The sequence below is a fragment of the Streptomyces chiangmaiensis genome (assembly GCF_036281785.1).
GTDB lineage: Bacteria > Actinomycetota > Actinomycetes > Streptomycetales > Streptomycetaceae > Streptomyces > Streptomyces chiangmaiensis.
Map to the genome: position 1 here is coordinate 18,096 of NZ_JAYWVC010000084.1, position 14,714 is coordinate 32,809.

The 14,714-nt window shown below is 69.8% G+C and carries 12 protein-coding genes and 1 pseudogene; 3 read left to right on the forward strand and 10 right to left on the reverse strand.

Annotation, left to right across the window (positions count from 1 at the left end; translation table 11 throughout):
* Positions 1–172: 172 nt before the first annotated feature.
* Positions 173–2,842 carry an ATP-dependent Clp protease ATP-binding subunit gene (locus VXC91_RS23110; RefSeq protein WP_329509227.1) on the forward strand — a complete coding sequence of 890 codons (2,670 nt, stop codon included), beginning with the start codon at positions 173–175 and terminating at the stop codon, positions 2,840–2,842.
* A gap of 15 nt (positions 2,843–2,857) precedes the next feature.
* Here the strand turns inward: VXC91_RS23110 and ggt are convergent, their stop codons facing one another.
* Complete coding sequence (ggt, locus tag VXC91_RS23115; RefSeq protein WP_329509228.1) at positions 2,858–4,660, reverse strand: gamma-glutamyltransferase; 1,803 nt, start codon at positions 4,658–4,660, stop codon at positions 2,858–2,860.
* Positions 4,661–5,105: 445 nt separating this feature from the next.
* On the opposite strand from ggt, the gene VXC91_RS23120 reads away from it, so the two are divergent.
* Entirely contained in the window at positions 5,106–5,861 is a 756-nt protein-coding gene (locus VXC91_RS23120; RefSeq protein WP_329509229.1) for a hypothetical protein, read from the forward strand.
* Between the two features lie 116 nt (positions 5,862–5,977).
* Positions 5,978–7,594 carry an alpha/beta fold hydrolase gene (locus tag VXC91_RS23125; RefSeq protein ID WP_329509230.1) on the forward strand — a complete coding sequence of 539 codons (1,617 nt, stop codon included), beginning with the start codon at positions 5,978–5,980 and terminating at the stop codon, positions 7,592–7,594.
* Positions 7,595–7,644: 50 nt separating this feature from the next.
* Here VXC91_RS23125 and VXC91_RS23130 read toward each other — a convergent pair whose 3' ends face one another.
* The 9 genes and pseudogenes from VXC91_RS23130 to VXC91_RS23170 all read right to left on the reverse strand — a co-directional run.
* Positions 7,645–8,535, reverse strand: a complete 891-nt coding sequence (locus VXC91_RS23130; RefSeq protein ID WP_329509231.1) for an amino acid ABC transporter permease — start codon at positions 8,533–8,535, stop codon at positions 7,645–7,647.
* A complete protein-coding gene (locus VXC91_RS23135; protein ID WP_329509232.1) occupies positions 8,532–9,176 on the reverse strand; it encodes an amino acid ABC transporter permease in 645 nt (214 codons plus the stop codon). The genes VXC91_RS23130 and VXC91_RS23135 overlap by 4 nt, the downstream gene beginning before the upstream one ends.
* Positions 9,177–9,187: 11 nt before the next feature.
* Positions 9,188–10,096 (reverse strand): glutamate ABC transporter substrate-binding protein, encoded by a 909-nt coding sequence (locus VXC91_RS23140; protein ID WP_329509238.1) that lies wholly within the window; start codon positions 10,094–10,096, stop codon positions 9,188–9,190.
* 19 nt (positions 10,097–10,115) lie between these two features.
* The gene (locus VXC91_RS23145) at positions 10,116–10,859 is read right to left on the reverse strand and encodes an amino acid ABC transporter ATP-binding protein (protein WP_329509233.1); all 744 of its coding nucleotides are present in this window, start codon (positions 10,857–10,859) and stop codon (positions 10,116–10,118) included.
* Positions 10,860–10,987: 128 nt separating this feature from the next.
* On the reverse strand, positions 10,988–11,428 hold the full coding sequence (locus VXC91_RS23150) for a DUF6278 family protein (RefSeq protein ID WP_329509234.1): 441 nt from the start codon (positions 11,426–11,428) through the stop codon (positions 10,988–10,990).
* Between the two features lie 57 nt (positions 11,429–11,485).
* Positions 11,486–12,265 (reverse strand): exodeoxyribonuclease III, encoded by a 780-nt coding sequence (locus VXC91_RS23155; RefSeq protein ID WP_329509235.1) that lies wholly within the window; start codon positions 12,263–12,265, stop codon positions 11,486–11,488.
* A gap of 80 nt (positions 12,266–12,345) precedes the next feature.
* Complete coding sequence (locus VXC91_RS23160) at positions 12,346–12,981, reverse strand: MBL fold metallo-hydrolase (protein ID WP_329509236.1); 636 nt, start codon at positions 12,979–12,981, stop codon at positions 12,346–12,348.
* A gap of 70 nt (positions 12,982–13,051) precedes the next feature.
* Complete coding sequence (gene pcaDC, locus VXC91_RS23165) at positions 13,052–14,350, reverse strand: bifunctional 3-oxoadipate enol-lactonase/4-carboxymuconolactone decarboxylase PcaDC (protein WP_329509237.1); 1,299 nt, start codon at positions 14,348–14,350, stop codon at positions 13,052–13,054.
* 30 nt (positions 14,351–14,380) lie between these two features.
* Positions 14,381–14,714: pseudogene (locus VXC91_RS23170) on the reverse strand (hypothetical protein); the annotation flags it as partial.

A 14,714-nucleotide genomic window follows, 5' to 3' on the forward strand; every position in this document is an offset into this window, starting at 1 on the left:
CCCGCCCTGCTGAACATGCCGCCGGAGTGCGTTCGTGCCATCGTGGGTGCCATCGTGATACGTGCGCCGTGCGCGCCCACAGGTGTAACCGGGCCCCGCCCGGGCACCCGGCACCGCCACGTCGATCAACGAGCGTGTCCCGGGCCCCGCCGGGACGCCGGAACGGATGGCCATGACCAGCGGGTTCAACGGTCCGCAGGGCTACGGCTCGGACCCCTTCGCAGAGTTCTTCTCACGAATCTTCGGCGGACAGCGTCCCGGTCCCCGGCAGGTCGACCTCGGCCGGCTGCTGAGCGAGCCGGCCCGGCAGCTGGTCGTCGGAGCGGCGCAGTACGCCGCCCAGCACGGCAGCCGCGACCTCGACACCCAGCACCTGCTGCGCGCCGCGCTCTCCGCCGAACCGACCAGGAGTCTGCTCACCCGCGCGGGAGCGGATCCCGACTCGCTGGCGACGGAGATCGACCAGCGCTCCGGCCCGCCCCAGGGCCCGGCCGACGTGCCACCGCCCACCTCGCTCTCGCTGACGCCCGCCGTCAAACGTGCCCTGCTGGACGCGCACGAGCTGGCCCGGGCGAGCGGCACCGGCTACATCGGCCCCGAGCATGTGCTCAGCGCCCTGGCCGCAAATCCTGACTCGGCCGCCGGGCACATCCTGCACTCCGCCCACTTCGCGCCGCCCACCCCGTCGCCCGAGACGGGAGAGGCCACACAGCCGCGCCCGGAACGACCGCGCCCCAGTCCCACCCCCACCCTGGACAAGTACAGCCGCGATCTCACCGGCCTGGCCCGTCAGGGCCGTATCGACCCGGTGATCGGGCGGGACGACGAGATCGAGCAGACCATCGAGGTGCTCTCCCGCCGCGGCAAGAACAACCCGGTCCTCATCGGTGACGCAGGCGTGGGCAAGACCGCGATCGTCGAGGGGCTCGCCCAGCACATCTCCGACGGGGACGTGCCCGAGATCCTCTGCGGTCGCCGGGTCGTCGCGCTGGACCTGACCGGCGTCGTCGCCGGCACCCGCTACCGCGGTGACTTCGAGGAGCGGCTGAACAACATCGTCGGCGAGATCCGCTCGCACTCCGACGAACTGATCGTCTTCATCGACGAATTGCACACCGTCGTCGGTGCCGGGGGCGGCGGCACGGAAGGCGCGTCCATGGACGCGGGCAACATCCTCAAGCCCGCCCTGGCCCGCGGTGAACTGCATGTCGTGGGCGCCACCACGCTGGAGGAGTACCGCCGTATCGAGAAGGACGCGGCGCTGGCGCGCCGCTTCCAGCCGATCCTGGTGCCCGAGCCGTCCGTCGCCGACGCCATCGAGATCCTGCGCGGGCTGCGCGACCGCTACGAGGCCCACCACCAGGTCCGGTACACCGACGAGGCACTGGTGGCGGCCGTGGAGCTGTCCGACCGCTATCTCACCGACCGCCATCTGCCCGACAAGGCGATCGACCTGATCGACCAGGCGGGCGCCCGGGTACGGCTGCGCGCCCGCACCAAGGGCACGGACGTGCGGGCCATGGAGCGCGAGGTCGAGCAGCTGACCCGGGACAAGAACCAGGCGGTGGCCGACGAGCAGTACGAGCAGGCCACCCAGCTGCGTGACCGCATCACCCGTCTCAAGGAGCAGATCGGGCAGGCATCGGGCGACAGCGAGGCCGACGAGGGGCAGCACCTGGAGGTGACCGCCGAGGCCGTCGCCGAGGTCGTCTCGCGCCTCACCGGCGTCCCGGTCAGCCGCCTCACGCAGGAGGAGAAGGAACGGCTGCTCGGGCTGGAGCAGCATCTGCACCATCGGGTCATAGGGCAGGACGAGGCAGTCAGCGCGGTCGCCGACGCGGTGCTGCGCTCGCGCGCCGGACTGTCCAGCGCCGACCGGCCGATCGGCAGCTTCCTCTTCCTCGGCCCGACCGGCGTCGGCAAGACCGAGCTGGCCCGGGCGCTCGCGGAGGCGCTCTTCGGCAGCGACGAGCGCATGGTGCGCCTGGACATGAGCGAGTACCAGGAACGGCACACCGTCAGCCGCCTGGTGGGCGCCCCGCCCGGGTACATCGGCCACGAGGAGGCGGGCCAGCTCACCGAGGTCGTACGGCGCCATCCGTACTCCCTGCTGCTGCTCGACGAGGTGGAGAAGGCGCACCCGGACGTCTTCAACATCCTGCTGCAGGTCCTCGACGACGGCCGGCTCACCGACTCCCAGGGCCGCACGGTGGACTTCACCAACACCGTCATCGTGATGACCAGCAACCTCGGCTCCGAGGCGATCACCCGCCGCGGTGCGGGCATCGGGTTCGGGCCCGGCGGTGCCGAGGCGGACGAGGAGGCGCGCCGGGAGCAGATCCTGCGTCCGCTGCGCGAGCACTTCCGGCCGGAGTTCATCAACCGCATCGACGAGATCGTGATCTTCCGGCAGCTCACGGCGGAGCAATTGCGGCGCATCACCGATCTGATGCTCGACAAGACGCGGCGTCTGCTGCAAGCCCAGGACATCGACGTCACCTTCACCGACGGGGCCGTCGACTGGCTGGCACAGCGTGGCTTCCAGCCGGAGTACGGTGCCCGGCCGCTGCGCCGCACCATCCAGCGGGACGTCGACAACCAGCTCTCCCGGTTGCTGCTGGACGGCCGGATCGAGCGGGGCGGCAGGGTCGTGGTGGGCGCCGAGGGCGGAGAGCTCGCCTTCCGGGCGGAGCCACCCGCCCCGAAGGAGCCGGCCGTCGCTCCCACGGAACGGGGTGCACAGGCCGACTCCACGGAGTCCGGCGGCGACATCAGCCCTCCCGCGGTGCAGGGCGGCGAGACGGCCCGCCCCGAGGGAAACGGGACCACGCGCCCCGAGTGATCCGCACGACGGCCGTTACGACGCCGGGTCCACGACCATCGCCGATCCGCCGCCGCGCCGCACCTTCTCGGCGGCGGCCAGCCACTTGCCGTCCGGCAGCCGCTGCACACCGGTGGCGGCGCCGATCTCCGGGTTCAGCGTGAAGGAGTGCCCGATCGCCTCCAGCTGTGCCCGCAGGTCGCTGTTGTAGAGGCCGGGTTCGAGTTCCGTCTTCGCCGCGTTGCGCTGGCTGGCGCGTGGCGCGGCGATCGCGTCCACGAGCGGCAGATGCCGGTCGAGGAACCCGGTCAGGGTCTGCAGCACGGTCGTGATGATGGTCGCGCCACCGGGCGAACCGAGCGCGACGACCGGCCTGTCCCGCTGGTCCAGCACGATCGTCGGCGAGATCGAGGAGCGGGGCCGCTTGCCCGGACCGGGCAGATTCGGGTCGTGGACGGCCGGGTTGGCGGGCGTGAAGGAGAAGTCCGTCAGCTCGTTGTTGAGGAGGAAGCCCCGCCCCGGGACGGTGATGCCACTACCGCCGGTCTGCTCGATGGTGAGCGTGTAGGAGACGACGTTGCCCCACTTGTCGGCGACCGTCAGATGCGTGGTGTTCTCGCCCTCGTACGTGGTCGGGGCCGCCGTGCCCGTGGTGCCGCAGGCCACCGGGTGGTGCGGGTCGCCGGGTGCGAGCGGGCTGGTGAGCACCGCGTCGTCCTTGATCAGGCAGGCGCGCGCATCGGCGTACTTCTGTGACAGCAGCCCGTTGGTCGGGACGTCCTCGAAGGCGGGGTCACCGACCCAGCGCCCGCGGTCGGCGAAGGCGATGCGGCTCGCCTCGATGAAGTGGTGCAGGTACTGCACCTCGCTCGCCTTGGAGAGGTCCGTCCGCTCCAGGATGTTGAGGGCTTCGCCCACGGTCGTGCCGCCGGAGGAGGAGGGCGCGATGGAGTAGACGCCGAGACCGCGGTAGGAGGTCTTCGTGGGGGCCTGAAGTTTCGCCCGGTAGGCCGCGAGGTCCCGTGCGGACAGCTTGCCCGGGCGGGCGTTCCAGCCGGATGACGGGTCGACCGGGGGCTTGTTCACGGTGGCGACCATGTCCTCGCCCAGGTCGCCGTGGTAGATCGCGCCTATGCCCTTGCGGCCCAGCTCCGCGTAGGTACGCGCGAGGTCGGGATTCTTGAAGGAGGAACCGACGGCAGGGAGCTGCCCGCCCGGCAGGAACAGCCTGGCCGTGTCCGGGAAGTACCGGAAGCGGGTCTCGTTGGACGCGGTCTGCGAGCGGAAGGTGTCGTCGACGGTGAACCCCTGGCGCGCGATCCGCTCGGCCGGCTTCAGGACCGTGCCGAGCCGCTCGGTGCCCCACTCGTCCAGCGCCTTCTGCCAGGTGGCGGGCGTGCCCGGGGTACCGACGCTCAGACCGCTGCTGACGGCGTCGGCGAAGGCGAGCGCCTTGCCGTTCTCCATGAAGAGCTGGGAGTTCGCGGTCAGCGGGGCCGTCTCGCGGCCGTCGATCGTGTGCACCGTTCTGGTCCTGGCGTCGTAGTAGACGAAGTAGCCGCCTCCGCCGATGCCCGCCGAGTACGGCTCCGTGACGCCGAGGGCCGCCGCGGTGGCGACAGCCGCGTCGACCGCGTTGCCGCCCTTTCTGAGGACCTCGATGCCTGCGGCGGAGGCGTCCGCGTCGACGCTCGCCACGGCCCCACCGTAGCCCACGGCCACGGGCACCTTCCCGGGGGTCGCCGGGCGGGCGGTCCCCGGCGGCGCCGCCGCTCCCACCGACACCACGGCGGCCGAGACCGCCAACACCGCCAGATTCCGTGCGACAGGGCGACGCATTCGCACCTCCAGTGGACGACCGTCCACGCAGCGTAACCGTATTGCCATGGTCCCGTCAGTCCCATCGAACACCGGTCCCCACGGGCCCGCTACGCGCTCATGAGCGACGCCGTGACCGATCCCGTCAACGCCGTCCACATGGCACGCGATCCGTACGGACGCCCATGCGAGTGTGCGGATGCGTGGGGACCCCGCGCCACCTGGACCGACGAGCACGGCAGGGCCTGCACGGGTGTCGCCGTGGTCGACTCCGACGACGGTGACCGAGAGGTCACCCGTATCGACTGCGGCTATCCACCGAAGGGGCGCCGGCCGGGCGACACGACCTGGCAGCCGCTGCCGGGCCGAACCGCGGTGCGCCGGGAGCAACCGACCGGCATGCGACCTCGCTGTCGGCCCGACCGCTGCAACGGCCGATCCGGCGGGCCCGCTAGCATGCGCGCCCATGAACGACGACGTGCGCAACATCATCCTTGGGGTGGTCGCGGCCGGCATCAGCGCGGCCCTCGGCTGGCTGGCCCGTACCTATCTATGGAAGCGAAAGCTCCGGCGCAAGCAAGAGTTCTTCGGGCTGCCCGACAACTCCGAGTCGCTGCTCGTGGTCAACCGCGACGCCGGCGGCCCCGAGCTGACGGTGACGCGCCACGACGTGTTCGCGCTGCTGGAGTTGTCCGCGCTCATCAAGGACTGCGGCGCCCATGCCCAGATCATCACGCACGACACGGCTCAGCAGGGCTTCGGCGAGCGTACCGAGTTCTGTGTCGGCGGCCCCGCGTCGAACCGCCGGATGGCGGCGCATCTGCACTCTTTGCTGCCAGGCATCCAGGTGAACACCGACCCCGAACCGGGCCCGGAGCGAGGGGCGTTCAGGATAGGCGGCGAGCGCTACGCGCTGCAGGCCGGCAAAGCCGAGTTCGTTGTTCTCGCGCGGCTCACCGCGGACCAGGGGCGTGGCGCACGTCCCGTCTTCCTGTTCTGCGGCCAGCGCGCGATCACCAACCAGGCGGCGACACGCTATCTTGCGCGCCATCACGAGCGCCTGGCGCGCAAGTACGGCGCGGGCTCCTTCGCCCTGTTGCTGAAGGTCGTCAACTCGCAGGCGTACGGGCCGGATGTGGTCGAACTGGTGGCAGACATCACCCGGGCCGCCCAGGCTCCCGCTCCGGTGCCGGCCCAGCGCAAATCCCACCGCGCCTCGTAGGTCCGCCCGGGCTTCAACAATCGTTACTCGCACGTAACTTACCGACGGGTTACCTCTGGTAAGGGCCTGAGGTTACCGTCGGGTCACTTTGCACTGACACGAGTGAGGAGTGACCCATGACGCAAGGGGGCGGGAAGCGCCGTCGGGCAGGGCGGCGGTGGGAGACGGGCGGGACTTCCCGCAAGGCCCTGCGTACGACCACCGTGGGTGCCGTCTCGGCGACGCTGATCGCCGGCAGCGCCCTCGGGCTCGCTCCCACCGCGCAGGCCGACGCCGGCGTCCGCTTCGTCGACATCACCGGCGACGGCGGCACGGTCCTCAAGGGGAACGTCGTCACTCCCGCGGGCGCCGACGGCACACGGCGCTATCCACTCGTCGTGCTGCCCACGAGCTGGGGCCTGCCGCAGGTCGAATATCTGGCCCAGGCCCGGCAACTCGCCGATTCCGGCTATGTCGTGGTCACCTACAACGTGCGCGGTTTCTGGCAGTCCGGCGGCCGGATCGAGGTGGCGGGCCCGTCCGACATAGCCGACGCCTCCAAGGTCATCGACTGGGCGATCGCCAACACCCCGGCCGACGCGGGACACATCGGCATGGCGGGCGTCTCCTACGGCGCAGGCATCAGTCTGCTCGCGGCGGCCCACGACAAGCGCATCAAGGCGGTCGCCTCCCTCAGCGGCTGGTCGGATCTGATCGGCTCGATCTACTCCGGCCGCACCCAGCACCTCCAGGCGGCCGCCCTGCTGGACGGCGCGGCGACACTCACCGGCCGCGAGAGCCCTGAAGTGAGGCGGGTGTTCAACGACTTCTACGCCTCCGATCTCTCCAGGGAACAGGAGATCATCGCGTGGGGCAAGAAGCGCTCACCGGCGACGTACGTCGACCGGATCAATCGCAACGGCGCGGCCGTCATGCTCGCCAACGCCTGGGGTGACACGATCTTCCCGGTCAACGGGTACGCCGACTTCTACGAGAAGCTGACGGGCCCGAAGAGACTGGAACTGCGTCCGGGCGACCACGCCACAGCCGAACTGACCGGCCTGTTCGGGCTGCCCAACGACGTGTGGACCGACACCCGGCGATGGCTCAATCACTACCTCAAGGGTGTGGACAACGGCATCGACCGGGAGCAGCCGGTACAGCTCGAGTCCCGCTCCACAGGAGGCTACGAGGGCTACCCGGACTGGAAGTCGGTGGCCGCGACCAGCAGGAAGATCGACCTCGGCGGTACGAGCAGGATCCATGCGAACGTCGACTCCGGCGCGGACGGCGGGGCCGTCTTCCTCTCCAGCATCCTCGACCAGGTGGCCCAGGTACCCCCGGTGGCCTGGATCCCGCTTCTCCCGCGCCGCTGGGCCGCCGTGTGGCAGTCGGAGAAGTACACGACCGCCCAACGCATCCGTGGCACCGTGACGTTGCACACCACGGTCACCGGCACCAAGGAGAGCGGCACCCTCGTCGCGTACCTCTACGACGTGGGCCCGCTCGGCCTCGGCAAGCTGGTCAGCAACGCGCCGTACACCTGGTACGGGCAGACGCCCGGCAAGCCGTTCGGCGTGGACCTGGATCTGTTCTCCACGGCGTACGACGTCCCGGCCGGACACCGGCTCGCCCTGGTCGTCGACACGGTCGACCCGCTCTACATCGAGCACAACCCGTCCGGCGCACAGCTGACCTTCTCCTCGCCGGCGGACGATCCCTCCTATGTGTCCGTTCCGCTGCGCGAGCAGTGATCTCCGGCTGCCGCCGACCGGGCCTGGCCCTGTGGCTGCTGCTCTCCCCCCTACGGTCCCGGGGCCGTGGGAGGAACCCCACCCGGCAGCAGCGTCCCCGCCCCGGCCGTCGCGACGTCCACAGCCTCGGTCTTGGGACTGCGCCGCTCCCACCGGGACACCCACTGCGCGACCCAGGAGAGCAGCATGCACATCCCGATGTAGATCGGTGAGATCACCATCACCACGGGGATGAACGGCAAATCGTAGTCGAGGTTCGACGCGATGAGCTTCCCGGCGTGGAGGAATTCCTCATAGGTGATCAGGAACCCCAGGGAGGTGTCCTTCAGCGCCACCACCAACTGGCTGATGATGGCGGGCAGCATGGCTCGTACGGCCTGCGGCACGAGGACGTACGACATGACCTGCGTCTTGCGCATGCCCAGCGCGTACGCGGCCTCCTTCTGCCCGCGGTCCACGGAGTTGATCCCCGAGCGGAAGACCTCCGCGAGCACCGAGCCGTTGTAGAGCGTCAGCCCCGCGACCAGTGCGGGCAGGGGCTGCACCTTCAGCGCCACGAAGATGAAGAAGATCATCACGAGCAACGGCATGGCGCGGAAGAACTCGACGACCAGCATGGACAGCCACCGCACCGGGGCGTGTTCGGAGAGCCGTCCGGTGGACAGGATCCCGCCCAGGGCCAGCGAGAGCACGGCCGCGATCGCGAACGCTTTGAGCGTGTTTCCGAGCCCGCGCAGCAGAAGTTCCTGAATCCCCTTGTATTCGAAGGGCATCCACTTCGTGTACGTGAACTGCCCGGTGTCGAAGAGGAGATACCCGACCCAGCCGGCCAGCGCGAGGAGGACGATGCCGGCGACGGCACCGAAGACGCGGTGCCGCCGCCGGGCTCTGGGTCCCGGAATGTCGTACAGGGCCGTGGCCGCGGCGGCCTTCACGGTCATCGGGCGAATCCCCAACGGCGTTCCAGGACGTTGAAGACCGCGCTGATGGCGCCGGTGACGACGAGATAGCCGACGGCGATCCAGAGGAACGTCCAGACGATGTTGTAACCCAGCTCGCTCAGGGTCCGGTAGGTGCCGAGCAGCTCTGTCACGCTGAACGCCCCGGCGATCGCCGAGTTCTTGGCGAGCGCGATCAGGATGGAGCCGATCGGCGGGATCACCGTGCGGAATGCCTGCGGCAGTACGACGTGCGACAGCGTCTGCCCGAAGGACATGCCGAGACTGCGGGCCGCCTCGCCCTGGCCCGTGGGCACGGTGTTGATGCCCGAGCGCAGTGCCTCGCAGACGAACGCCGAGGTGTAGCAGCCGAGTGCCAGGACGGCGAACACCATGAAGGGCAGTACGAGCCCGAAGCGCGGCAGCCCGAGCAGCACCGCGAAGAACAGCAGGGTGAGCGGCGTGTTGCGCAGGACCGTCACCCACGCGGTGCCGAACACCCTGAGGGGGCGCACGGGAGCGACCCGGAAGGAGGCCATCACGAAGCCGAGTGCGAGGGCCAAAAGGGAGGAATAGACGGTGAGTTCGACTGTGCCCAGGAAGCCCTGGGCGAAGACGGAGAAGTTGTCGGTCAGTACGTTCACGCGTGCCTCGCTCAGGTCGCCGGGTAGCGGTCGACGGCGGGCGGGGTGGGCGCGGGCACCCCGGACAGGCCGAGCGTCGCCTCGAACGCCTTCTTCCAGTCGCCGTCCTTCATGCGGACCTCCAGTGCGTCGTCGAGTGCGAATCTGAGGGCGTTGTCGCTGCGCGGAACGCCGATGCCGTAGGGCTCTTCGGAGAAGGGCCTGCCGACGACCCTGAGCTCGTCCGGGGCCTTCGCCGCGAAGCCGATGAGGATGGCGTCGTCCGTGGTGACGGCGTCGACCTGGTAAGTGAGCAGGTTGTCGACGCAGACGGAGTAGGTGTCGTACGCGACCAGGACCGCCTTCGGGTAGTCCTTCTTCATCCGCTGGTACGGAGTCGAACCGGCGACCGAGCACACGCGCTTGCCGTCGAGATCCTCGGGGCCGTCGATGCCCTGCTCGTCCTTGCGGACCAGCAGGTCCTGGCCGGCCATGAAGTACGGGCCCACGAACCCGACGAGCCTCTTGCGCAGGGCGTTGATGGTGTAGGTGCCGACGTAGTAGTCGATCTGCCCGTTCTGCAGGGCGGTTTCGCGGTTGGCGGAGGCGATGGTCCTGAACCGGATCGTCTCCGGCGCCAGGCCGAGCGAGGCCGACATCATCCGCGCGATCTCGATGTCGAAGCCCGAGAAGGTGCCGCTGGCGGGGTCCCTCTCACCGAGGTAGGGCTGGTCCTCCTTGGCGCCGACGACGAAGTAGCCGCGCTTCTTCGCCCGCTTCCAGGTGGGCGAGTCGGGGAGCCGAAACCCCTGGGCCACTCGGTAGTGCGGGAGCTTGTCGGTGGCCGGCCCCTTGGTGGGCGGGCTGCCCTCCTTGCCGCAGGCGGCGGCCGTCAGCGCCACCAGCAGCGCCAGCGTGGCCCACACATGTCGGGTACGGATCACGGTCGCACTCCCCCGCTCAGTGCTTGAGGATCTTGGACAGGAAGTCCTTGGCACGGTCGCTGCGCGGAGCGGTGAAGAACTCCTCGGGGGTGCGGTCCTCGACCAGGCGGCCGTCCGCCATGAAGACGACGCGATCGGCGGAAGCCCGCGCGAAACCCATCTCATGGGTGACCACGACCATGGTCATGCCGTCGAGGGCGAGCCGGCGCATGACCTCCAGGACCTCATTGATCATTTCGGGGTCGAGCGCCGAGGTCGGCTCGTCGAACAGGAGCGCCCTGGGCTCCATGGCGAGGGCGCGGGCGATGGCGACCCGCTGCTGCTGGCCGCCGGAGAGCTGCGCCGGGTACGTGGACGCGTGCGAGGCGAGGCCGACGCGGTCGAGGAGTTCCAGGGAGCGCCTGTCGGCCTCGTCCCTTGTGCGCCGGCGGACCTTGACCGGGGCGAGCGAGACATTCTGCAGGACGGTCTTGTGGGCGAAGAGGTTGAATGACTGGAACACCATGCCCACGTCGGCACGGAGGCGGGCGAGGGCCCTGCCCTCCTCGGGAAGGGGTCGGCCGTCGAGTCGGATGGCGCCGGACTGGATGGTCTCGAGCCGGTTGATCGTTCTGCAGAGCGTGGACTTGCCGGACCCCGACGGCCCGACGACCACGACGACCTCCCCGTTGGCGACCGTGAGATCGATGTTCTGCAGGACATGCAGGTCGCCGTACCACTTGTTCACGCCGTCAAGTTCGATCAGCGGATCGACCGCCATGCCCTGCCCGCCCTACTCGCTCAGCCGTGTCGCAGGTCCCGCAAGCTATCCAGACGGGGAGGCGCTCGACACCCGACACGCACCTTTCGGGCATTAGCCGTATTTACTGCATGCCGATCGAGGTGCCGCTAGACCTCTGCCACTTCGGCGTACACATGCGAGAGTTCCGGAGCGCCCGTGGAGGCCCAGGTGTGGCCGTCGGCCACCACGTCGAGCTCACGGCCGGAGGACAGCCGCACCACGGGGTGGCCGTTCGGCCAGATCTCCCAAGCGGCGCCGGGGACCGTGCGCACGATGACCGTGCCCAGGTACAGGCCCGCGTCGTTCCCGAGCCAGGGCAGGATCTCCTCGTCGTCACGCCAGCGTGGGACGACCTGGTCAAGCGCCTCCAACGACGCCGCGGAGTCGTCGAGTTCGACGCCGGCATCCTCCGCCTGGGAGCGCAGCAACTCGCACTCGGAGAGGAGTTGGGCGACCGCGCTCGCATCGGTGCCGCCCTCAAAGAACACCGCGACACCACGGGCGCGGCCGCGCTTCTTGCGCCAGTTGCCCAGGAAGGGGATGTTCATGCATCCAGCGTGTCACCGGCACGACGGGGCGCACCATAGTGACACCGGGCAAACTCCTCAGACCTCCAGGTCCACCACCACCGGCGCGTGGTCCGACGCGCCCTTGCCCTTGCGCTCCTCACGGTCCACGTAGGCGTCCTTGACCGCCGCCGCGAACGGCTTGTTGCCGTAGACCAGATCGATGCGCATCCCCCGGTTCTTGGGGAAGCCGAGCTGGCGGTAGTCCCAGTAGGTGAACGGGCGATCATACTTCAGCGGGCGCGGGACGACGTCCGCGAGACCCGTCTCCCGCAGCCCGGCCAGGGCGGCGCGCTCGGCCGGGGTGACATGGGTGGCGCCCTCGAAGGCCGCCACGTCGTAGACATCGTCGTCCGTCGGGGCCACGTTGTAGTCGCCCATCACCGCGAACGGACGGCTGCCCGCGGCGTCGCCCGCCACGGCCGCCTTCAGCGCCTCGAACCACTGGATCTTGTACGCGTAGTGGGGGTGGTCCACCTCACGGCCGTTCGGCACGTACACCGACCAGACGCGGACCGGGCCGCAGGTCGCGGACAGGGCGCGGGGCTCCTCGACGCCCTCGTAGCCCGGGTCGCCGGGCAGCCCCTTGACCACGTCCTCGATGCCGACGCGGGAGATCACCGCGACGCCGTTCCACCGGCCGGTGGCGTGGACAGCCGCCTCGTACCCCAGGTCGCGCAGCTGCTCGTACGGGAACTGCTGCTCGGCGACCTTGGCTTCCTGGAGACACAGCACGTCCGTGCCGCTGCTCTCCAGCCAGGCCAGGAGCCTCGGGAGGCGGGCGGTGATCGAGTTCACGTTCCAGGTGGCGATGCGCATGCCTCACAACCTACCTGGCGGGTACGACAACGCGTCCCCGCGGAACCCGCTCCGGCCCGGCCGCCCGGCTCCCGTGGTGCTCAGAGCTCCGCCGACGCCCCGGGCGTCAGCCTCAGGTGCTCGGCGCCACCCAGCGCACCGATCTGGTTGTCGTAGATCGGACGGGCCAGGTCCGTCAGGAGGGCGTCGTGGATGTCGTAGGCGCGCTGCGGCCCCACCTCACGGACATAGTCGATGACCTCGGCGATCTTGTTCCAGGGGGCCATCACGGGGAGCATCAGCGTCTCCACCGGATGGTCGGGGACGGTGAGCGCGTCGCCGGGGTGGAAGACCTTGCCGCCGTCGATCAGGTACCCGACGTTCGTGATGCGCGGGATGTCCGGGTGGATCACCGCGTGCAGCTCCCCGTGCACCTGGACGTCGAAGCCCGCGGCGCTGAAGGTGTCGCCATGGCCGACGGTGTGCACACGGCCCGGGAACGCCGCGGAGATCTGCTCCGCGACGGATGCGAGGGTCCAGATCTCGGCGCCCGGGTGGGCTTCCATCCCGGCCCTCAGCCGGTCCTCGCTGAAGTGGTCCATGTGCTCGTGGGTCACGAGGATGGCGTCGGCACCGACCGCCACGTCCTCCTCGCTGAAGGTACCGGGGTCGATGACGAGCGTGCGCCCGTCCTTCTCGAGCCGGATGCAGGCGTGCGACTTCTTCGTGAGCTTCATGATTCCATCCTGCCCGGGCCCAAACGGTCGGGTCCCGCTCAGCGTGGTGCTCCCACCACCCGGCAGACGATCACTGCTGAGGGGTCGTCTCCTCCCGGATGACCCGCTGCGCCACCTTGAACGCGCTGTTCGCGGCCGGTACGCCGCAGTAGACCGCCGCCTGCAGCAGCACTTCCTTGATCTCTCCCGGGGTGAGTCCGTTGCGCAGGGCCGCCCGGGTGTGAAGAGCGAGTTCCTCTAGATGGCCGCCCGCGACGAGCGCGGTGAGCGTGACACAACTGCGCGAGCGCCGGTCCAGACCCGGCCGGTCCCAGATCTCGCCCCACGCGTACCGGGTGATGAACTCCTGGAAGTCTCCGGAGAAGTCGTCCGCCGAGGCGAGTGCCCGGTCCACGTGCGCGTCACCGAGCACCTCGCGGCGGATCTTGATCCCTGTGTCGTACAGGTCCGACCTGCCCGCCGGCTCCAGCGGGCGGACGGCCGGGGCAATCTCGGCCACGGGCGCCATCCGCGTGGGTGCGGGCAGCACCGGTTTCACGGGGGGCGCCGCGATGGCCGCCATCTGGCCGGTCGCCACGTCGTACCCGGGGTGCCACGCGGTCGAGAAGTGGTGGGCCAGCAGATCCCTGACCGCCGCGGGCTGCTCGACGGGCACCAGATGGGAGGCGCCGGGGACGACCGCGAGCCGGGCGTCCGGTATCCCGGCGACGAGGGTGCGCGCCTCGGCCGGCCCGGTCACCCGGTCCTCCGAGCCGACCAGGACCAGGGTCGGTACTCCGATACGCCCCAGTTCCGCCTGTACGTCGAAGGCGGCGAGCGCTTCGCAGGCCGCGATGTAGCAGCCGGGGTCGGTGGTGCGCACCATCTGCACGGCCCATTCGGTGATCGCGGGCTGGGCGGCAGCGAACCCTCCCGTGAACCAGTGTTCGGGGGCGGTCCGGGCGATCGGGTCGAGGCCGTTCGTCCGGACGATCACGCCACGCTGACGGAACTCGTCGGCCGTGCCGAAGCGGGGCGAGGAGGCGATCAGGACGAGCGAGGCGAGGCGCTCGGGGTGGCGCAGCGCGAGCTCCGCTCCGATGGCACCGCCGAGCGCACAGCCCGCGTAGCCGAAGCGCTGCACACCGAGCGCGTCGAGGGTGGCGAGGAGCCGGCGGGTGAGATCGGCGACGGAACCCGCCGGGTAGGCGGGCGCACCGCCGTGCCCGGGCAGGTCGAACCGGAAGACCCGCCACTGCTCGGCGAGCTCCGGGACCTGCCGGTCCCACATGTGCCATGTGGTACCCAGGGAGGGACCCAGGATCAGGACGGGAGCCTCTTCTGGCCCGTCAAAGCGGTATTGCAGGGTGTTCGACGGTGTCTCACTCACGCCTCAGACCCTCTCACGTCTCACAAAATCTCACAGAGCCCGGGGAACCCGGCGGCTCTTGCCCCTCTCGGCGCGGCACTGCCGGAACCCTCGGGGATCCAGATACGAGTTCTCCAGCGTGTACGCGTGGCCGTGGGGACGGTGCGTCCTCCTGGCTCGCGCGCTCTCCCAGTCCCTGCGCCGCAGCACTTCCTTCTGCGGCACGGCTTCCAGGTGGCCCGGGTTGCAGCAAAGCGTAAATTGCCGCCCCCAAGGATCGGCACGACGCACCTGGAAGCCCTCCGGAATCTCACCGACCAACAACCTGAACACCACACGGTGGACAAGCTGTGTCTTTCCCTCGTAGGAGCCCTGGCCGTAGCCT